Origin of the sequence: Mesorhizobium atlanticum, from assembly GCF_003289965.1 — a bacterium.
GTDB classification, from domain to species: domain Bacteria; phylum Pseudomonadota; class Alphaproteobacteria; order Rhizobiales; family Rhizobiaceae; genus Mesorhizobium; species Mesorhizobium atlanticum.
Genome location: NZ_QMBQ01000003.1, coordinates 43,904 through 63,330 on the forward strand (window position 1 = coordinate 43,904; position 19,427 = coordinate 63,330).

The following is a 19,427-nucleotide window of genomic DNA, read 5'->3' on the forward strand; positions in this document are numbered from 1 at the left end:
CCATGCGGGCTCTTCAACTTGCTATCGCGGCGACCGCTATGCTGGCTGCCGGCCAGGCTCTCGCCGCCGGCATCGACCTCAGCAAGCCTTATGGCGACAAATATGGCTGCATCAACCGGAACGGCCAGGAGGTCGCCGCCGACAAGATGCTGCTTTTGACCGACAAGGAACTGATCACAGCGGCCAGCGCCTGCACCTTCAGCGACAAGCAGTCCCAGGCCGACGGCTCGCTGGTGGTGACGGCAAAATGCGAGGCGGAGGGCGAAGAGGGACAGGCGCCGACCAAGTTCACCATCAAGCGCAGCGCCAAGAACGCGAAGAAGCTGGTGGTGGCCGACGAGGGCGGCAATGTGATGGGCGAAGTCGCGCGATGCAAATGACGGCGACCCCGTCGGGGTCAAGCGACGAGCCCATCCAGTTCCGGCAGCAGGACGACGCTTTCCTGTTCGTTGGGATCGGTGCGGGCGATGACCGCCGAGGACGGCGCTCCGCTCAGATTGGCGGGCAGATGCGGCACCCCGGCCGGAATGTAGAAGAGGTCGCCGGCCTTGACGACGATGTGGTGCTCGAGCCGGTCGCCGTACCAGGTGTGGACTTCGCCCGAGAGCACGTAGATGGCCGTCTCGTGGCTTTCATGCATATGCGCCTTGGCGCGGGCACCGGGCGGCATGGTGAGAAGATGCATGCAGATGCCGGACGAGCCGACGGTCTCGGCGGCGATGCCGGCGAAATAGCTCAGCCCCTGCTTGCCCTGATAGGTGCTTTCGGGGCGAACGAGGTGACAGGTGGGTTTAGGCGACATCGGCAAGGATCCGGGCGGCGTCGATCGGGTGGGACAGGACGAGTGGAAAGCAACGCTATCATAAAATCAACCGGATTGCGGACGACGCGGCAGCGGCTGCGAAAGGCGGGCTCCAGCCAATGAGCGAACAGCCGCCAGCCGTCGTTTCGGCAAGCAAGCTCGGCCTCACCTTCCAGACCAATGACGGTCCGGTGCAGGCGCTGTCCAATGTCGACCTCACCATCGGCAAGGGAGAGTTCGTTTCCTTCATCGGTCCGTCCGGATGCGGCAAGACGACCTTGCTGCGCGTCATCGCCGATCTGGAAAGAGCGACATCCGGGACAATCTCCGTCAACGGCATGACGCCCGAGCAGGCGCGCGAGAAGCGTGCCTACGGCTATGTCTTCCAGGCAGCGGCCCTGTTCCCGTGGCGCACCATCGAGCGCAATGTGGCATTGCCGCTGGAGATCATCGGGCTCAGCCAGGCCGAGCAGGCCGAGCGCATCAAGCGCACGCTGGCGCTGGTCAACCTCGCGGGCTTCGAGAAGAAATATCCCTGGCAGCTCTCCGGCGGCATGCAGCAGCGCGCCTCGATCGCGCGCGCCTTGGCATTCGACGCGGACCTTTTGTTGATGGACGAGCCATTCGGCGCGCTGGACGAGATCGTGCGCGACCATCTGAACGAACAGCTTCTCGATCTCTGGGCGCGGACCAACAAGACGATCTGCTTCGTCACCCATTCGATTCCCGAGGCGGTGTATCTGTCGACCCGCATCGTGGTGATGTCGCCGCGGCCGGGCCGCGTCACCGACATCATCGAATCGACGCTGCCGAAGGAGCGGCCGCTCGACATCCGCGAGACGCCGGAGTTTTTGGCGATCGCCGCGCGCGTGCGGGACGGCCTGCGGGCAGGGCACAGCTATGATGATTGAGGCGGACGAGGATACGCTCCCTCCTCTCCCCACCGGGGAGAGGGTGGCCGGAGCGAAGCGGAGGCCGGGTGAGGGGACGTCCCCCCGCGCCTTCGTCATCCTAGGGCGGAGCAGAGGCGCCAACGCGCGCGTGAAGGGAGCCGGCGACCGCGATTTCGTTATCCTAGGGCGGAGCGACGCGAAGCGGAGCGCAGACCCTAGGATCCATGCCGTGACGCTGGTCGAAGGGCGTAAGCGGTCGAGAATATCCGCCCGGGGCTCGGCACAAAAAGCCCTGTTCTGCACCGCTGCGGAGCGGAGAAGTAACGGCATGGATCCTAGGGTCTGCGCTGCGTCGCTACGCTCCTTGCTCCGCCCTAGGATGACGAGATCACGGTGGGCGGCTCCAGTCGCGCAGGCTGCTACGCTCCTGCTTCGCCCTAGGATGACGAAGGCGCACGGCCCGCGAGGGCAACGCCATGGATAGCTTCCGCTCGAAGATCATCCCCGTCACCACTATCCTCGCCGGCGTGGTGGTGCTCTGGTATGTCTTTGCCGTCATCCTCAACGCGCCGTTCCAGCGCGACCTCGATCAGCGAGGCAACGAAACGCCCGGCGCGGTCGAGTTCATCGGCAAGACGCTGTCGCAGCCGAAGCCGACGCTGCCGGCACCGCATCAGGTGGCGGTGAATTTCTTCGAAAACACCTTCCTGCGCTCCGTCACTTCGAGCCGCAGCCTCGTCTACAACGCCTGGGTGACGCTGTCCTCGACGCTGCTCGGCTTTGGCTTCGGCACCGCGCTCGGCATCGTCATCGCGGTGGGCATCGTGCATGTGGCGACACTTGACCGCAGCCTGATGCCGTGGATCATCGCCTCGCAGACCATTCCGATCCTGGCGGTGGCGCCGATGATCATCGTGGTGCTGGCGGCGATCGGCATTACCGGCCTGATCCCCAAGGCGCTGATCTCGACGTACCTGTCGTTCTTCCCCGTCGCCGTCGGCATGGTGAAAGGCCTGCGCTCGCCCGAGCTCATGCATCTCGATTTGATGCATACCTACAATGCCAGCGCCTCGCAGACCTTCTGGAAGCTGCGCGTGCCGGCCTCGGTGCCGTTCCTGTTCACCTCGATGAAGGTGGCTGTGGCGGCAAGCCTGGTCGGCGCCATCGTCGGCGAGTTGCCGACGGGCGCAGTCGCCGGCATCGGCGCCAAGCTGCTCGCGGGCGCCTATTACAGCCAGACCATTGATATCTGGTCGGCGCTGGTCGCAGGCTCCATCGTCGCGGCGCTTCTGGTGATGGCGGTGGGCATCGCCGGACGCCTCGTCGACCGCGCCATGGGCGGGAGGCCGGCATGACCTGGCTGAAGCCCTCCTGGCAGGCGGCGCTTGCCTTCCTTCTTTGCCTGGCCGCCTTGGCGCTGGGCGCGATGTCGAAACCGGAAGTCGCGGCTCTGGCGCAGCCGACGGCGACAATTGCCTATCCCTATATGGGCGCAAAAGGCCTGATCATCGGGCTGCTGCTGATCGCGGCGCTTGTCTCGGTGGTGAAGCTCACGCCGATCGTTGAGGCGATCGTGCTCTTCGTCGGCGCCCATGCCGCAGCCTGGCTTCTGATCAAGGGCATAGCCGGTTTCGAAGGCACGGCGTTGGCGCCGTATTTCCTGCTGCTCGCCGCGGCCTGGCTGCTTGCCTGGCGCTGCGTTACCTTGCTCTCCTCCTTGCGTCCGAGCGAAAGCGCCGCAAGGAACGCATTGCGCCTAGTCATCCCGGCGATCTTCGGCGCCTGGATCCTGATCATCTGGGAAGCGGTGACGCGGGGCGCTGGCATCCCGTTCATCCTTTTGCCGCCGCCCAGCGCCATCGGCGCGCGCATCGCCAACTCGCTGCCGATCCTGGGCTCAGATGTGCGGCAGACGATCTTCAAGGCGGTGCTCATCGGCTATGTCGTCGGCAACCTCGCCGGCTTCGTCGTCGCCATCCTCGCGGACCGCGTGCCGTTCCTGAGGCGCGGGCTCTTACCGATCGGCAATATGGTCTCGGCGCTGCCGATCATCGGCGTGGCGCCCATCATGGTCATGTGGTTCGGCTTCGACTGGCCGTCCAAGGCCGCGGTCGTCATCATCATGACCTTCTTCCCGGTGCTGGTGAACACGGTCGCGGGGCTGGCCGCCTCCGGGCATATGGAACGCGACCTGATGCGCACCTATGCCTCCGGCTACTGGCCGACGCTGCTCAAGCTCAGGCTGCCGGCGGCAATGCCGTTCATCTTCAATGCGCTGAAGATCAACTCGACGCTGGCCCTGATCGGCGCCATCGTCGCCGAGTTCTTCGGCACGCCTGTCGTGGGCATGGGATTCCGCATCTCGACGGAAGTCGGGCGGATGAACATCGACATGGTGTGGGCCGAAATCGCAGTTGCAGCCCTGGCGGGTTCGGTCTTTTATGGCGTGGTCGCTCTCATCGAGAGAGCCGTCACGTTTTGGCATCCCTCTGTCCGAGGTGGATAGGGGCGGTGGGTTTGGGCACTAACTTCAGAGGGTAAAAACATGAAAAGACTGCTGATTTCCGCGTTGGCCGGCGCCATGTCGCTGGCCGCCTTCCAGGCGATGGCCGCCGACAAGGTGACACTGCAATTGAAGTGGGTCACCCAGGCCCAGTTCGCCGGCTACTATGTCGCCAAGGCCAAGGGCTTCTATGACGCCGAAGGCCTCGACGTCGATATCAAGCCGGGCGGCCCGGACATCGCGCCCGAGCAGGTCATCGCCGGTGGCGGCGCCGATGTCATCGTCGACTGGATGGGCGGTGCGCTGGCGGCTCGCGATAAGGGCGTGGGGCTCGTCAACATCGCCCAGCCGTTCAAGAAGGCCGGCATGGAACTGGTCTGCCCCAAGGCCGGGCCGATCAAGACCGAAGCCGACTTCAAGGGCCATACACTCGGCGTCTGGTTCTTCGGTAACGAATATCCCTTCTACGCCTGGATGAACAAGATCGGTCTCAAGACCGATGGCGGCCCGGACGGCGTTACCGTGCTCAAGCAGAGCTTTGACGTGCAGCCGCTGATCCAGAAGCAGGCCGACTGCATCTCGGTCATGACCTACAACGAATACGGCCAGGTGCTGGATGCCGGCTACAAGCCGGAAGACCTGATCGTCTTCAACTACTCGGCCATGGGCAACGACCTGTTGGAAGACGGGCTCTACACGCTCGAGGACAAGCTCAAGGATCCGGCCTTCGAGGACAAGATGGTGCGCTTCGTGCGCGCCTCGATGAAGGGCTGGAAATACGCCACCGAAAACACCGACGAGGCTGCCGAAATCGTCGTGGACGCCGGCGGCCAGGACGAGAACCACCAGAAGTTCATGATGAAGGAAGTGGCAAAGCTTATCGACAATGCCGACGGCAAGCTGATCCCGGCCGCTTACGAGCGCACCGCCAAGGCGCTGCTCGACCAGAAGATCATCAGCAAGGAGGCGAGCGGCGCCTACACGACCGCGATCACCGACAAGGCGATCAAATAAGCCTGCTTAGACAATTCCGATCTGGAGGACAGCGTCTGGAAGAGCGGTTCGAAAGAGCCGCTCTTTTTCTTTGTTTGATGTATGTCGTTACCCCAAAACCGCTGCGCACTTTTGGGCGACGTGCATTCAAAGGCGCCGTTCCTTTATGGTGTTCATGACGAAGCTGGTCTCGATCGAGGCGACGCATTTCAGCCGCGCGATCTTCTCCTTGATGAAGCGCTCATACTGTTCCAGGTTTCCGGTCACCACCTTCAGCACATAGTCGCGCGAGCCGGTGACGAGGTGGCATTCCAGCACCTCGTCCCAACCGCGGATCGCTTCCTCGAACATGACGATCTCGTCCTCGTTCTGGCGGCTGAGGCGTATGGTTGCGATGGCGACCATGCCCCAGCCGAAGGCGGCCGGATCGACCAGAGCGGTGTAGCCTCTGATCATGCCCGTCTCCTCCAGCCGCCGCACGCGCCTCAGGCACGGCGATGGCGACAGGCCGATCCGTTCGGCGAGCTCGTTGTTGGTGATGCGGGCGTCGGATTGCAGTTCGCGTAAAATCTTGCGGTCGAAATCGTCAGCTATCTTCTGCTGCACTTTTGATATCCTTCGGCAATTTGTTGCGAAAATGCAGCCATGCGAGGCCGAAAATAGCAAGGACTGCGTGAGGCGGATCGCATAAATTGCTGGCGGTATCACGCGAAAAACAAGGAAAAGCCATGACCGCGCCGCGCCCGTCGAAAACCCATATCGGCAACCACAAGCTCCATCCGGAGACACTGATGCTGAGCTACGGTTTCGATCCGCAGCTGTCGGAAGGCGCCGTCAAGCCGCCGGTGTTCCTGACTTCGACCTTCGTGTTCAAATCCGCGGAAGAGGGACGCGACTTCTTCGATTACACCTCTGGCCGCAAGGAACCTCCAAGCGGCACGGCTTCCGGCCTGGTCTATTCGCGCTTCAACCATCCGAACAGCGAGATCGTCGAGGACAGGCTGGCGATCTATGAGGGGACGGAGGCCTGTATCCTGTTTTCGTCCGGCATGTCGGCGATCGCGACCACGCTGCTCGCCTATGCCCGGCCGGGCGACGTGGTCCTGCATTCGCAGCCTCTCTATGGCGGCACCGAGACGCTTCTGACCCGCACGCTCGCCGGTTTCGGCATCGACGCAGTCGGCTTCGCGGACGGCGTCAACGACGCGACCGTACGCGCGGCCGCCGACGCTGCCCAGGCCAAGGGCCGTGTCTCGGTCATCCTGATCGAGACGCCGTCAAACCCAACCAACAGCCTTGTCGACATCGGGCTGATGCGCCGGATCGCCGACGAGATCGGTGTCCGGCAAGGGACGAAGCCGATCATTGTTTGCGACAACACGCTGCTTGGCCCGGTGTTCCAGCGGCCCATCGAACACGGCGCCGATGTTTCGGTCTATTCGCTGACCAAATATGTCGGCGGGCACTCCGACCTGATCGCTGGCGCCGCCCTGGGCGGCAAGGCGGTCACCAAGCCAATCAAGGCGCTGCGCGGCGCAATCGGTACGCAGCTCGACCCGCATTCCTGCTGGATGCTCGGTCGTTCGCTGGAGACGCTTTCGATCCGCATGGAACGAGCGAACGACAACGCACGCCTCGTCGCTGAATTCCTGCGCGATCACCCCAAAGTCGAAAGGGTGCACTATCTGCCGTTCCTGGGCGAGGATACGCCGGCGGGCCGCACCTACCGGGCGCAATGCAGCGGCGCCGGCTCGACATTCTCCTTCGACATACGCGGCGGGCAGAAGGCGGCCTTCGCCTTTCTCAACAGCCTGCAGATCTTCAAGCTGGCGGTAAGTCTCGGCGGAACGGAATCGCTGGCCAGCCATCCGGCGGCGATGACCCATTCCGGTATTCCCTTCGAGGTGCGTCAGCGGATCGGCGTGCTCGAGACCACGGTCAGGCTGTCCATCGGCGTCGAGCATGCGGACGATCTGATCGCCGATCTGGCGCAGGCGCTGGCCACCGTCTGATCATAGCCTTTCATGAATCCGAAAGGGGCGGGCGCCCGCCCCTTTTTCGTTGGCTGTGGTAAAATAAACGTGCGCAGGGATACATCGCGCCGTTCAGCCGTTGCATTGATGCATCCGCGCGTCGGGGAGCCGCGAAGGATGCTGCAATCAACGGAGGTTCTTCATGCGCATCCTATCCGTGCCGATGCTTTCGGCCTTAGCCGTCTCGACCGCCTTCCTTCTCGCATCGCCGGCCATGGCCGAAACGATGAAGTTCAAGGCGACGCTCGACGGCAGCCAGCAGAGCCCGCCCGTGACCACCAAGGGCAAGGGAACCGCCACTCTCACCTTCGATACGACAAGCAAGAAGCTCAGCTGGAACGTCAAATATTCTGGTCTAAGCGGACCGGCCGTGGGCGCCCACATCCACGGTCCGGCGGATATGGGCGCGAATGCGGATCCGGTCATCCCGTTCAAGAAGCTGAAGAGCCCGATCAAGGGATCGGCGACGTTGACCGACGCGCAGGCATCCGATCTGGAGGCCGGCAAATATTACGTCAACATCCACACAGCCAAGAACAAGGACGGCGAGATCCGCGGCCAGATCGAGAAGGCGATGTAAACGAGGAAAGGGGCGTCAAGCCGCCCCTTTTGTGGTGCAGCCGGCAGAAAGGCGACGCCTTTCGCCTTAGCTCTTGTTGCGGATCTGCGTCAGCGTGCGGGTCGGCGTGATCGCTTCGGGATCGAGCTTGATCTCGACGATCGCCGGCTTGCCGCTGGCCAGCGCGCGTTCGAAGGCCGGCGCGAAGTCGGCGGTCTTTTCCACCGTCTCGCCATGGCCTCCATAGGCGCGGGCGAGCGCTGCGAAGTCCGGGTTCTTGAGCTCGGTGGCGACGACGCGGCTCGGATACTCCCGCTCCTGATGCATGCGGATCGTGCCGTAAATGCCATTGTTGACGACGATCACGATGATCGGCAGGTCATACTGGACAGCCGTCGCGAATTCCTGGCCGTTCATCATGAAGCAGCCATCGCCGGCGAAGGCGACCACGGTGCGATCCGGGAACAGTGATTTGGCGGCGACGGCGGCCGGCGTGCCGTAGCCCATCGAGCCGGAGGTAGGCGCCGCCTGTGTGCCGAAGCGGCGGTTGCGGTAGAAACGATGCACCCAGGTGGCGTAGTTGCCGGCGCCGTTGGTGAGGATGGCGTCCTCCGGCAGGACCTTTCCCAGATATTCGATGATCGGACCCATCTGGACGGCGCCCGGGCCGGTCTGCGGCGGCGTCGACCATGCGAGATAGGCGGCGTGCGCCTTTTCCGCCTCGACCGCCCAGGCAGGGCTAGCGGCGGGCTTGCGTTTGGCGAAGGCCTCGACGAAGGCGGCGGGCGAGGCATTGATGGCTATCGTCGGCCGGTAGACGCGGCCGAGCTCGCCGGCATCGGCATGGACATGCACCAGCGCCTGGTCGGGGTACGGGCTCTTCAGCAGCGTGTAGTCGGAAGATGGCATCTCGCCCAGGCGGCCGCCGATCAAAAGCACCACGTCAGCCTGCTTGATCCGCTCCGCGAGCTTTGGATTGATGCCGATGCCGACATCGCCGGCGTAATTGGGATGCAGATGGTCGAACAGCATCTGGCGGCGGAAGGAACAGCCGACCGGCAGCGACCACGTCTCGGCGATCGCGCGCATATGCGCCACGGCTTCCTCGTTCCAGCGCGTGCCGCCGAGGATGACGAACGGCCGCTTGGCGCTGGCGAGCAGCATCTGCAGCGCGTCGAGCTCGACTTCGCCAGGACGCGTCTCGACCGGCGTGTGGGGAAGGGCTGCCGGAGCCTCCACCTCGCTGGTCAGCATGTCTTCCGGCAGCGAGATGACCACCGGGCCGGGGCGGCCGGAGGTCGCCACCGCGAAGGCGCGGGTGACGAATTCCGGAATGCGCGCGGCATCGTCGATCTCGACCACCCATTTGGCGATATCGCCGAAGAAGCGTTTGTAGTCGACTTCCTGGAAGGCCTCGCGCTCCTTGGCGTGGCTGGCGACCTGGCCGATGAACAGGATCATCGGCACCGAATCCTGCATGGCGATATGGACGCCGGCCGAGGCGTTGGTGGCGCCGGGACCGCGGGTGACGAAGCAGATGCCGGGTTTGCCGGTCAGCCGGCCCTGGCAGTCGGCCATCATCGCGGCGCCCCCCTCCTGGCGGCAGACGATGGTGCGGATCGAAGAGTCATGCAGCGCGTCGAGCACCGCAAGATAGGATTCGCCCGGAACGCAGAAGATGCGGTCGGTGCCGTTCGCCTCGAGCGCCTCGACGATCAGTTGTCCGCCGGTCTTCATTTTGCTCTCTCCAGTTCGGCAAGGATTTCTTGCGTGTGCTCGCCGAGACGCGGCGAGGGGCGCTCATAGACGAGCGGCGTGCCCGACATCACCATCGGCGCGCGCACCGAGGGCAGGCGGTTGCCATGGCCGTCGTCGAGGTCGAGCCGCATGCCGCGCGCGATGGTCTGCGGGTCGGCGAACATCTGGCCGATCGTGTTGATCGGACTTGCCGGCACGCCGGCGGCTTCCAGCTTCGCCAGCAGCGGATCGCGGTCCCACGTGCTCAGCGTCTCGATGATCCGCTCCCGCAGCTTCACGCGGTTGGCGACCCGCGCGGGGTTGGTGGCGAAATCCGGATCGGCGGGCAGGTCGGTGAGCCCGACCACGGCGCAGAACTTGCCGAACTGTCCGTCATTGCCGACCGCCAGGATGATGTGGCCGTCCCTGACCGGCAGGACCTCATAAGGGGCGATGTTCATATGCGCGTTGCCCATCTGCACCGGCGACTTGCCGGAGACCAGATAGTTGAGGTTCTGGTTGCCGAGCGCCGAGATCTGGCTGTCGTAGAGCGCCATATCGATGTGCTGGCCCTCGCCGGTCTTTTCGGCATGGCGAAGTGCTGCCTGGATGGCGATCACCGAATAAAGGCCGGTGAAGAGGTCGGAGATAGCGACGCCCGCCTTCTGCGGCTCGCGGCCGGGCTCGCCGGTGATCGACATCATGCCGGCCATGGCCTGGATGATGAAATCGTAGCCGGCGCGGGGCGCATAGGGACCGTCCTGGCCGAAGCCGGTGATCGAGCAATAGACGAGGCGCGGATTGATCGCCTTCAGGCTTTCATAATCGAGGCCGTATTTCTTGAGGCCGCCGAGCTTGAAGTTCTCGATCAGCACGTCGGCGGTGGCGACCAGCTTGCGCAGCGTCTCGGCACCCTCGGGCTTGGAGAAGTCGATGGCGATGGACCGCTTGCCGCGATTGCAGGAATGGTAATAGGCGGCCGAGAGGTTCTCGCCGTCATGGCTCACGACGAAGGGCGGGCCCCATTTGCGGGTGTCGTCGCCGCCGTCCGGGCTTTCGACCTTGATGACATCGGCGCCGAGATCGGCCAGCAACTGCCCGGCCCAGGGGCCGGCCAGGATGCGGGCGAGTTCAATAACGCGGATGCCTTTCAGCGGAGGTTCGGCCATGGATCACCGTGGTTAAACAAAGCGCAGCCTCTAGCAATCGGGGCGGCCTGTGTCACGACCCATGCGATAGGCCACCGCGTCAGGATTTCAACACGCTGTCCGCCCAGGCGGCAAAATCGTTCATGACGGCGTCGCGATTGATCTCGTTCAGGCTTTCATGGCGGGTGTCGGGGTAAACCTTTGAAACCAGATTCGAAAAGCCCATCGCCCGCATGCGCTTTGCGAGATGATGGACCGCCTTGCCGTAATCGGATGCGGGATCCTTCTCGCCACCGATGAGGTTGACGGGCAGGTCGCGGCGTACGGTCGCAAAACTCGAATCCTTGCCGGCGTGCTGCGCCATAGTGACGACATCGCGCCACATCGAGATGGAGGCATCCCAGCCGCAGAGCGGGTCGGCGACATATTTGTCGACCTCGACCGGATCACGCGACAGCCAGTCGAACAGGGTGCGGTGGTTGGGCACCGCCTTGCCCCAGGCCTGGAAGGTGAGCTTGGGCAGAAGGCGCGACGGCACATCGGAGCCCAGCCGCATCCGTTCCCAACCCAGGATGAGCTGCGCCAATTGGCCGAGAAGCCCTTGCGAGAAATTGCCGTTCCAGATCGCGGCGGCATGGACGCGTTGCGAATGGCGCAGCACGAAGTTGAGCGCTATCGAGGCGCCGAGCGAATGTCCAAAAACGATCACCGGCAAGCCCGGATGCTCGGCCGCGATCAGGTCGTGCACCGCGTCGACATCGGCGATCACCTTGGCGATGCCGCCGCTGTCGGCGAACTTGCCGAGCGGCGCGTCGGGTGCCTTCGTCGCGCCATGGCCGCGATGGTCATGGGCGTAGACCTGGAAGCCGCGCGGCGCGAGGTAGTCGGCGAAGCGGGCATAGCGCGCCGCATGCTCGGCCAGGCCGTGATTTATCTGGACCACGGCGCGTGGCTTCGCCTGCGCGTGTTTCACATAGAGGTTGAGCTCGGCCCCGGTCGGTGAGGCCAGCCTGGTCTGTTTATCGAATGGCATGTCTCGCTCCCTCGGCGACTGTTGGGCGAGGGCTTTGCCGGCGTCAAGTGGACGAGCGGGCTTGCGACCACGCGGATGTGCGCTCAGTTGGGGATTGTTCTTTCGCACGATGAAAAAGATCGCAATTCTGACACGTCGCCTGTTCTAGTGTGACGAATCCAATACGGTTCAATGATCGCCGGGAGAGCGGGATGCGGGTTTGGGTATTGTGGGGTTCGATGGTGCTGGCTCTCGCCGGCGCCGGCGCGGCTAATGCCGACGTCAAGATGAGCGGTACTTTCGTGGCCGACAGCGCCTGTCCGGCGACGCAGGCCATCAAGAGCGGCAAGAACCCCGGCAACATCTCGACCGAGACGGGCAAGAGCTATGAGCTACTTGCCGGCAACAAGGACGAGCCCACCCACTACCTCATCCAGGTGCCGGGCGCCGACCCCGAGCGGCGCTGGGTGAAGATCAACTGCGGCCATGTCACCGGCGGCAGCGCGGCGACGACCCCGGCGCCTGCCGGTCAGGCCAAGCCGTCGTCAGCCTCCGGAAAACCTGAATATGTCTTTGCGCTAAGCTGGCAGCCGGCATTCTGCGAGACCAAGGCAAGCAAGCCCGAATGCAAGGCGCAGAACCCCACCGAGTTCGATGCCTCGCATTTCACGCTGCATGGGCTGTGGCCGCAGCCGAACGGCAATTTCTATTGCCAGGTGCCGGCGTCCGACAAGGCCAATGACAATCCGGCGCATTGGGGAGATTTGCCGCCGGTAAAGCTCGATGCGAACACGCGGGCCGAGCTCGACCAGGTGATGCCGGGCACCGCCTCCAAGCTGGAGCGGCATGAATGGATCAAGCACGGTACCTGCTACGGCAAGAGCCAGCAGGAGTATTTCTCAGACGCTCTCAATCTGATGCGGGCGGTGAACGCCTCGGCGGTGCGCGATCTCTTCACCAAGAACATCGGCAAGCAGCTGACCTCGGACGAGATCCGCAGCGCCTTCAACGCGGCCTTCGGCGCCGGCGCCGGGGACCGCGTGCGCGTCTCCTGCCTGGTCGACCCGTCGAGCGGCCGGCGCCTGATCGGCGAGATCACGCTCGGCCTGTCAGGCCCGATCGGCCCTGACAGCAGGCTCGCCGATTTGCTGATGGCGTCCGCGCCGACGGCCAAGGCAGGTTGCCCGAAGGGCACGGTCGACGCGATCGGATTCCAGTAGACGGGAGTTCTTTGATCGGCCGTTCTTCCCCGAAATCGCGGCTTGGCCGCGATTTCCCAATCTGGCGTCGTTTTGAGGGCGAATGGTTAACCGCTTCTTTCGCGCGATCGCGGAGCCACGAAAAGCTGTTGACGGACCTGGATCGACGAACTGGCGGCGCAAAGCGCAGAATGCGCCCCGTTTGGCCGCCGGCGTGCCGAAAGCGATTGCCGTGCGGCGCTTCATCGCCTACATAGCGCGCAACCCCCATCCACCTTGACACTTCAGTTTCCAGGGAAAGCGCGCGTGGCTCGCCAGTTCATCTATCACATGTCAGGCCTGTCGAAGGCCTATGGCACTAAGAAGGTGCTCGATAACGTTCATCTGTCCTTCTATCCGGATGCCAAGATCGGCATCCTTGGCCCCAACGGCTCGGGCAAGTCGACGATCCTGCGCATCATGGCCGGGCTCGACAAGGAGTTCCAGGGCGAGGCCTGGCTGGCCGAGGGCGCCACCGTCGGCTACCTCGCGCAGGAACCGCAGCTCGACAACTCGAAGACCGTGCGCGAAAACGTCATGGACGGCGTTGCCAGGAAGACCGCCATCATCGAGCGCTACAACGAGCTGATGATGAACTATTCCGACGAGACGGCCGACGAGTCGGCCAAGCTCCAGGACGAGATGGACCGCCTCAACCTTTGGGATCTCGAACAGCAGGTCGAGATGGCGATGGACGCGCTGCAGTGTCCGCCGCCGGAATCCGAGGTGACCAACCTGTCGGGCGGTGAGCGCCGCCGCGTGGCGCTGTGCCGGCTGCTGCTCGAACAGCCCGACCTCCTGCTGCTCGACGAACCGACCAACCATCTCGACGCCGAGACCACGCAATGGCTGGAAAAGCATCTGCGCGACTATCCGGGCTCGGTGCTGATCATCACCCACGACCGCTACTTCCTCGACAACGTCACCGGCTGGATCCTCGAGCTCGATCGCGGCCGCGGCATTCCTTACGAGGGCAACTACACCAAATATCTCGATGCCAAGGCCAAGCGCCTGATTCAGGAAGGCCGCGAGGACGACGCCCGCCAGAAGTCGATCTGGCGCGAGCGCGAGTGGATCCAATCCTCGCCCAAGGCGCGCCAGACCAAGTCGAAGGCGCGCATCAAGGCCTATGAGGAATTGGTCGAGCAGTCGCAGAACCGCAAGCCGACCGACACGCAGATCGTCATCCCGGCGAGCGAGCGCCTCGGCAATGTCGTCATCGAGGTGGAAGGCCTCAACAAGGGTTTTGGCGACGAACTCCTGATCGAAAACCTGTCGTTCAAGCTGCCGCCGGGCGGCATCGTCGGCGTCATCGGCCCGAACGGCGCCGGCAAGACGACGCTGTTCAAGATGGTAACAGGGCAGGAAAAACCTGATGCCGGCTCGATCCGCATCGGCGAGACGGTCAAGCTCGGCTATGTCGACCAGAGCCGCGACGCGCTCGATCCGAACAAGACGGTTTGGGAAGAAATTTCCGGCGGCGCCGAGGTCATCAAGCTCGGCAAGCACGAGGTCAACAGCCGCGCCTACTGCTCGTCCTTCAACTTCCGCGGCGGCGACCAGCAGCAGAAGGTCGGCAGCCTGTCGGGCGGCCAGCGCAACCGCGTGCATCTGGCCAAGATGCTGAAGGGCGGCGGCAATGTGCTTCTGCTCGACGAACCGACCAACGACCTCGACACCGAAACGCTGGCCGCGCTGGAAGATGCGCTGGAAGCCTATGCCGGCTGTGCCGTGATCATCAGCCACGACCGCATGTTCCTCGACCGCATGGCAACCCACATGCTCGCCTTCGAGGGCGACGCACATGTCGAATGGTTCGAGGGCAATTTCGAGGAATACGAAAAGGACAAGCTGCGCCGCCTCGGCGCCGAGGCGGCCGCCCCGCACCGCATGACGCACAAGCGGCTGACTAGGTAATCAGTTAGAAAGGGCGGCGAACAACAGCGAGGTTCTCAAATGGCTGACTGGTCCGCTGCCCAATATCTGAAGTTCGAGGATGAGCGCACGCGGCCCGCGCGCGATCTCGTGGCACAGGTGCCGGTCGATTTCCCGCGCCGCGTCGTCGATATCGGCTGCGGTCCCGGCAACTCGACCGAGCTTCTGGTCGAGCGCTGGCCGGATGCCCAGGTCAGCGGCTTCGACACCTCGCCCGACATGATCGAGAAGGCGAGGGCGCGGCTGCCCAATGTCAATTTCGAGCTGGCGGACGCTGCCAGCTGGCAGCCCGAGCATCCCGTCGACGTCATCTTCGCCAACGCCGTCTTCCAGTGGCTGCCGGAACATCCGGCGGTGTTCCAGCGCCTGATGGGGCTTTTGGCGCCGGGTGGCGCGCTGGCCGTGCAGATGCCCGACAATCTCGGTGAGCCCTCGCATCAGCTGATGCGCGAGACCGCGGCGGAAGTGCCGTTTGCGATCAAGCTCAAGGGCGCCGCGCGCGGGCCGCTGCCGCCGGTGTCCTTCTACTACGACCTTCTGTCACCGCTTGCCGACCGGCTGGATATCTGGCACACGATCTACAACCATCCGCTGGCCGATGCCGAAGCGGTTGTCGAATGGGTCAAGTCGACCGGCCTGAAGCCGTTCCTCGATCCGCTCGACGCGGATGAGAAGAAGATGTTCCTCGACAGCTACACCGCCAAGATCGCCAAGGCCTATCCGAAAACCGCGAACGGCAAGGTGCTGCTGCGCTTCCCGCGGATTTTCATCGTCGCCAAGCGAGCGTGAGCAAATTCCGGCAATGCGCGTTTCGCCGCGACGCCAGCGAGGGTTGTCGATTTAAGCTGGCATAAACCGGCCGAATGCGACAAGGGTTGCACAGGGCCATTTCCGCGCCCACATCAGAGCCCGTTACGGCCGGGCCATTTGTTCAACGCAATTCCGAACGGAAAACCGGTTCCCACTTTTCCTGGAATTGCTCTAGACGGATCGGACATGCATCGCGTCATCATCAGCGGCATCGGCGCCGAAATCCCTGAACCCGTCATCACCAATGAAGAGCTGGTCGCCAGCTTCAACAGCTGGGTCGACACCGAGAATGCGCGCCGCGCCACCCGTGGCGAAACGCTGCTGCAGAAATCGGACAGCGACTTCATCGTGCATGCCTCGGGGGTCAAGAGCCGCCATGTCATCGAGCGCGAGGGCATCCTCGATCCGACCCGCATGTCGCCGCGCATTCCGGCACGGCCGGACGACGCGCTGTCGCTGGAGGCGGAGTTCGGCATTGCTTCTGCCAGGAAGGCGCTTGCCCATGCCGGGATCGACGGATCGGACGTCGACCTGGTGATCTGCTCGGCTTCGCACCATCAGCGGCCCTATCCGGCCATCGCCATCGAGATGCAGGAGGCGCTCGGCGCCAAGGGCGCCGGCTTCGACATGGGATTGGGCTGCTCTTCGGCGGCAGCCGCGCTGCATGTCGCCGTCAATCTGGTCAGGTCGGGTGCGCACAAGCGCATCCTGGTGTCGACGCCGGAAATCATCACCGGCCATCTCAACTTCCGCGACCGGCAGACGCATTTCATCTTCGGCGATGCCTCGGTCGCCATGGTCGTCGAGGGACTGGCGCAAGGCGAGAAGCGGCCGGGACGTTTCGAGGTGCTCGACACGCGCACCTGGACGCAGATGTCGAACAACATACGCACCAATCTCGGCTATCACACGCGCACCGCCCAGGACGATCCCTACATGATCAACCTGGAAGGCAATCTCATCAAGCAGGTCGGCAACAAGGTGTTCAAGGAAGTCACCGTTGCCGGCCAGAAATTTATCGTCGAGTTCCTGGCCGAGCACGGGCTGACGCCGCAAGGAATCCGCCGCTTCTGGCTGCATCAGGCCAATGCGCGCATGAATGCGATGATCCTGAAACTGTCCTTCGGCCACGACGTCGATCACGACCGCGCGCCCATGGTGCTGGAGCGGCTCGGCAACACCGCCGGCGCCGGCGCGATCGTGGCGCTGTCGGAAAACCATGCCGACATGAAGGCCGGCGATTTCGGCCTGATCTGCGCCTTCGGTGCCGGCTATTCGATCGGCGGCGCGCTGCTCAGAATGTTGTAGCCTGCGATCAGGCCGGCGTGAACGGCACCAGCATCGGTACGCGCCTGGCATAGTCGTCATAGGCCGGGCCGAGCTCACCGCGCAGGAAGCTCTCTTCCAGTCTTGCCTTGACGACGACACCGACGAGGAGCAGCGCGGCGCCGGCGATGCCCCAGACCGTGCCCTTGACGGCCATGGTGGCGAGGATCGACAGCAGCAGGCCGGTGTAGATGGGGTGCCGGACGAGACCATAAGGGCCGGTATCGACCACGCGATGATCGGCCTTGGCGGTGACGTTGGCCGACCACAAGCGACCGAGATGCAGACGCGCCCACCAGGCGAAGGCGATGCCGATGGCGATCAGGGCAACGCAGATCCAGGCCTCGGCGAGCGTCGGCGTCCAGAGTCGCAGCCGGCCGACATAGCCGTGCGCCGGCACGAACATCAGCACCGTGCCGGCCAGCCAAAAGACGCGGTAGCGTGCCTCCGACTTGAAGTCCGCGCGCTTTTGCGCCGGATCGGCCCAGGACGCGGCAAGTAGCCAGGATATCAGCCACAACAGCCAGAGGGCGGCGACAGCTTGTCCAGCCTGCATGATCGAGCCTTCTCCCGATTGCGCGCGATCGTCTATGCCGCCGGCACGGCAGCATTGCGGCTCGCCGCGGCCGACGAAAGAGATTTGCGGTAAGAAGATCGTGATCGCCATCAAACGGTGTGATCGGATCATCAACGCTTTCGACTGGACCGCATTCTTCGGCACCTTTAGACCAACGGCATGCAGGAAGCGAACCTCGAACTTTTTCCCACTGCTGAATCCGCCGTCGATATCGTGCCGGGTCGCAAGCTGACGGCCAGGGCGGCGGCGCTCTATGCCGCCCCGCACGATCATTTCGAGACGCGGGCGGTCGAGGAATTGCATCTTGGCTTCGACGGTATCGCCGGCGACTTCCATGGCGGAACAACGCGGCGTTCCGGCGGACGTGAGCCCTGGTATCCGCGCGGCACAGAGATGCGCAACGAGCGGCAATTGTCGCTGGTCGCCGCCGATGAACTTGCCATTGTCGCGCAGCGCATGGGCCTCGCGGAGGTCAGGCCGGAGTGGATCGGCGCCAATCTTGTGGTCGAAGGCGTGCCGCATCTGTCGATGCTGCCGGCCGGCTCGCTGATGTTCTTCAAGGGCGGCGTGACGCTCAAGGTCGACGGCCAGAACAAGCCCTGCCGCTTTGCCGGACAGTCGATCGCCGAGCATGTCGGCGCCGCGGATATCAGTGCCACCGCACTGCTCTTTCCCAAGGAGGCGAAACGGCTGCGCGGCCTTGTCGCGTGGGTCGAGAAGCCCGGCACGATCACCGTCGGCGAAGAGATTTCCGTACGGGTGCCGGAGCAGTGGATCTATCGCTGAAGTATGCCGATATTCAGGTGAGGTCGGCCTGCGAACGGCGGGTTCCTGTGCTTCCGGTGCTCACGTACCCAAAAGTACGCTCCGCTCCGGTTCTCGGAACCCACCGTTCTCGACTCGCCCTGACCTGAATCTCAGCATACCTCGGCTGGTTTAGGTCCGGCCGAAAGAGTTTCAGGCTTTGCGGTTCTTGTTGGCGCCCTGCGCCATCACCGAAACATCGTCCCACTTTTCCCAGGTGGCTATGCGATTGGCGTATTCCTGCTTGATCATCGGCAGGCCGCCGTCGCCGAAGAAGACCCTGAGCGGCGGCTCGGCAGCGTCGACGATGGCGAGCATCGCCGGGCCGGTCGCCTCGGGGTCGCCCGCCACGGCTCGGCTGCGACGCTCCGCCATGGCCGCGCGTGCCGGCTCATAGGCGTCGATCGGCTTGGAGACCTTGGCCGAAGGTCCCGCCCAGTCCGTGGAAAAACCGCCCGGCTCGACCAGGGTCACGTGAATACCGAACGGTGCGACTTCCAGGCTGAGCGACTGGCTGAAGGCTTCCAGCGCCCATTTCGAGGCGTGGTAGAGGCCGAGCGAGGCGAAGGCGTTGACGCCGCCGATCGAGGAGATCTGGATGATGTGGCCGGAGCGCTGCGCCCGCATGATGGGCAGCGCCGCCTGCGTCACCCAAAGCGCGCCGAAGACGTTGGTCTCGATCTGGTCGCGCGCTTCCTGCTCGGTGACTTCCTCGATGGCGCCGAAATGGCCGTAGCCGGCATTGTTGATGACGACGTCGATCCGGCCGAACCGCTTGTGCGCCTCGGCGATCGCGGCGTCGACGGCCTTTTTGTCGGTGACGCCGAGCTTTATGGCCGCGATCCTGTCGCCGTATTTCTCGACGAGATCGACGAGCGTGGCGGCATCGCGGGCGGTAGCGGCGACGCTATCGCCGCGGGCGAGCGCAGCCTCGGCCCAGACGCGGCCAAAGCCCTTCGACGATCCGGTGATGAACCAAACCTTATCAGTCATGATCTGTGATCCTTGCCCTTGGAGCAGTGCAGCGCCTCTCAGGATCGCCGGGCACTCCAAGTGT

The 19,427-nt window shown here is 63.9% G+C and carries 19 protein-coding genes; 12 read left to right on the forward strand and 7 right to left on the reverse strand.

The genetic code is table 11. The annotated features are described in order from the left end of the window. Positions 1–2: 2 nt before the first annotated feature. Positions 3–380 (forward strand): hypothetical protein, encoded by a 378-nt coding sequence (locus DPM35_RS09970; RefSeq protein WP_112127156.1) that lies wholly within the window; start codon positions 3–5, stop codon positions 378–380. A 17-nt stretch (positions 381–397) separates the two neighbouring features. Here the strand turns inward: DPM35_RS09970 and DPM35_RS09975 are convergent, their stop codons facing one another. Further along, the gene (locus tag DPM35_RS09975; RefSeq protein WP_095815694.1) at positions 398–802 is read right to left on the reverse strand and encodes a cupin domain-containing protein; all 405 of its coding nucleotides are present in this window, start codon (positions 800–802) and stop codon (positions 398–400) included. Between the two features lie 119 nt (positions 803–921). Between DPM35_RS09975 and DPM35_RS09980 the strand changes: the two genes are divergently transcribed. The 4 genes from DPM35_RS09980 (at position 922) to DPM35_RS09995 (ending at position 5,212) form a co-directional block, all read left to right on the forward strand. Beyond that, positions 922–1,713 carry an ABC transporter ATP-binding protein gene (locus tag DPM35_RS09980; RefSeq protein WP_112127157.1) on the forward strand — a complete coding sequence of 264 codons (792 nt, stop codon included), beginning with the start codon at positions 922–924 and terminating at the stop codon, positions 1,711–1,713. Positions 1,714–2,171: 458 nt separating this feature from the next. After that, positions 2,172–3,050 (forward strand): ABC transporter permease, encoded by an 879-nt coding sequence (locus tag DPM35_RS09985; RefSeq protein WP_112127158.1) that lies wholly within the window; start codon positions 2,172–2,174, stop codon positions 3,048–3,050. Further along, on the forward strand, positions 3,047–4,201 hold the full coding sequence (locus DPM35_RS09990; RefSeq protein WP_112127159.1) for an ABC transporter permease: 1,155 nt from the start codon (positions 3,047–3,049) through the stop codon (positions 4,199–4,201). The genes DPM35_RS09985 and DPM35_RS09990 overlap by 4 nt, the downstream gene beginning before the upstream one ends. 39 nt (positions 4,202–4,240) lie before the next feature. Continuing rightward, positions 4,241–5,212: an ABC transporter substrate-binding protein gene (locus DPM35_RS09995; protein WP_112127160.1), complete on the forward strand. Its 972-nt coding sequence runs from the start codon at positions 4,241–4,243 to the stop codon at positions 5,210–5,212. 126 nt (positions 5,213–5,338) lie between these two features. Here the strand turns inward: DPM35_RS09995 and DPM35_RS10000 are convergent, their stop codons facing one another. Next, on the reverse strand, positions 5,339–5,797 hold the full coding sequence (locus DPM35_RS10000) for an Lrp/AsnC family transcriptional regulator (RefSeq protein WP_112127161.1): 459 nt from the start codon (positions 5,795–5,797) through the stop codon (positions 5,339–5,341). Positions 5,798–5,919: 122 nt separating this feature from the next. Between DPM35_RS10000 and DPM35_RS10005 the strand changes: the two genes are divergently transcribed. Both DPM35_RS10005 and DPM35_RS10010 read left to right on the forward strand, forming a co-directional pair. Continuing rightward, positions 5,920–7,203, forward strand: coding sequence for a cystathionine gamma-synthase family protein (locus tag DPM35_RS10005; RefSeq protein ID WP_112127162.1), 1,284 nt, complete (start codon positions 5,920–5,922; stop codon positions 7,201–7,203). A 163-nt stretch (positions 7,204–7,366) separates the two neighbouring features. Further along, complete coding sequence (locus tag DPM35_RS10010) at positions 7,367–7,804, forward strand: CHRD domain-containing protein (RefSeq protein WP_112127163.1); 438 nt, start codon at positions 7,367–7,369, stop codon at positions 7,802–7,804. A 66-nt stretch (positions 7,805–7,870) separates the two neighbouring features. Here the strand turns inward: DPM35_RS10010 and DPM35_RS10015 are convergent, their stop codons facing one another. From DPM35_RS10015 to DPM35_RS10025, 3 genes are all read right to left on the reverse strand, one after another. After that, on the reverse strand, positions 7,871–9,520 hold the full coding sequence (locus DPM35_RS10015) for a thiamine pyrophosphate-binding protein (protein WP_112127164.1): 1,650 nt from the start codon (positions 9,518–9,520) through the stop codon (positions 7,871–7,873). Then, complete coding sequence (locus tag DPM35_RS10020; protein ID WP_112127165.1) at positions 9,517–10,689, reverse strand: CaiB/BaiF CoA transferase family protein; 1,173 nt, start codon at positions 10,687–10,689, stop codon at positions 9,517–9,519. The genes DPM35_RS10015 and DPM35_RS10020 overlap by 4 nt, the downstream gene beginning before the upstream one ends. A 79-nt stretch (positions 10,690–10,768) precedes the next feature. Next, positions 10,769–11,701, reverse strand: coding sequence for an alpha/beta fold hydrolase (locus DPM35_RS10025; RefSeq protein ID WP_112127166.1), 933 nt, complete (start codon positions 11,699–11,701; stop codon positions 10,769–10,771). A 191-nt stretch (positions 11,702–11,892) separates the two neighbouring features. Here DPM35_RS10025 and DPM35_RS10030 point away from each other — a divergent pair, with 191 nt between their 5' ends. The 4 genes from DPM35_RS10030 (at position 11,893) to DPM35_RS10045 (ending at position 16,971) form a co-directional block, all read left to right on the forward strand. Continuing rightward, positions 11,893–12,900, forward strand: a complete 1,008-nt coding sequence (locus DPM35_RS10030; protein ID WP_112127167.1) for a ribonuclease T2 family protein — start codon at positions 11,893–11,895, stop codon at positions 12,898–12,900. A 285-nt stretch (positions 12,901–13,185) separates the two neighbouring features. Then, entirely contained in the window at positions 13,186–14,835 is a 1,650-nt protein-coding gene (gene ettA / locus DPM35_RS10035) for an energy-dependent translational throttle protein EttA (RefSeq protein ID WP_112127168.1), read from the forward strand. 39 nt (positions 14,836–14,874) lie between these two features. After that, positions 14,875–15,642: a trans-aconitate 2-methyltransferase gene (tam, locus tag DPM35_RS10040; RefSeq protein WP_112127169.1), complete on the forward strand. Its 768-nt coding sequence runs from the start codon at positions 14,875–14,877 to the stop codon at positions 15,640–15,642. A 207-nt stretch (positions 15,643–15,849) separates the two neighbouring features. Beyond that, positions 15,850–16,971 (forward strand): beta-ketoacyl-ACP synthase III, encoded by a 1,122-nt coding sequence (locus DPM35_RS10045; RefSeq protein ID WP_112127170.1) that lies wholly within the window; start codon positions 15,850–15,852, stop codon positions 16,969–16,971. 7 nt (positions 16,972–16,978) lie between these two features. Here the strand turns inward: DPM35_RS10045 and DPM35_RS10050 are convergent, their stop codons facing one another. After that, positions 16,979–17,677, reverse strand: coding sequence for a methyltransferase family protein (locus DPM35_RS10050; protein ID WP_245431494.1), 699 nt, complete (start codon positions 17,675–17,677; stop codon positions 16,979–16,981). A 48-nt stretch (positions 17,678–17,725) separates the two neighbouring features. Between DPM35_RS10050 and DPM35_RS10055 the strand changes: the two genes are divergently transcribed. After that, a complete protein-coding gene (locus DPM35_RS10055; protein ID WP_112127171.1) occupies positions 17,726–18,352 on the forward strand; it encodes an MOSC domain-containing protein in 627 nt (208 codons plus the stop codon). 171 nt (positions 18,353–18,523) lie between these two features. Here DPM35_RS10055 and DPM35_RS10060 read toward each other — a convergent pair whose 3' ends face one another. Then, positions 18,524–19,363 carry an SDR family oxidoreductase gene (locus DPM35_RS10060; RefSeq protein WP_112127172.1) on the reverse strand — a complete coding sequence of 280 codons (840 nt, stop codon included), beginning with the start codon at positions 19,361–19,363 and terminating at the stop codon, positions 18,524–18,526. Positions 19,364–19,427: the final 64 nt, after the last annotated feature.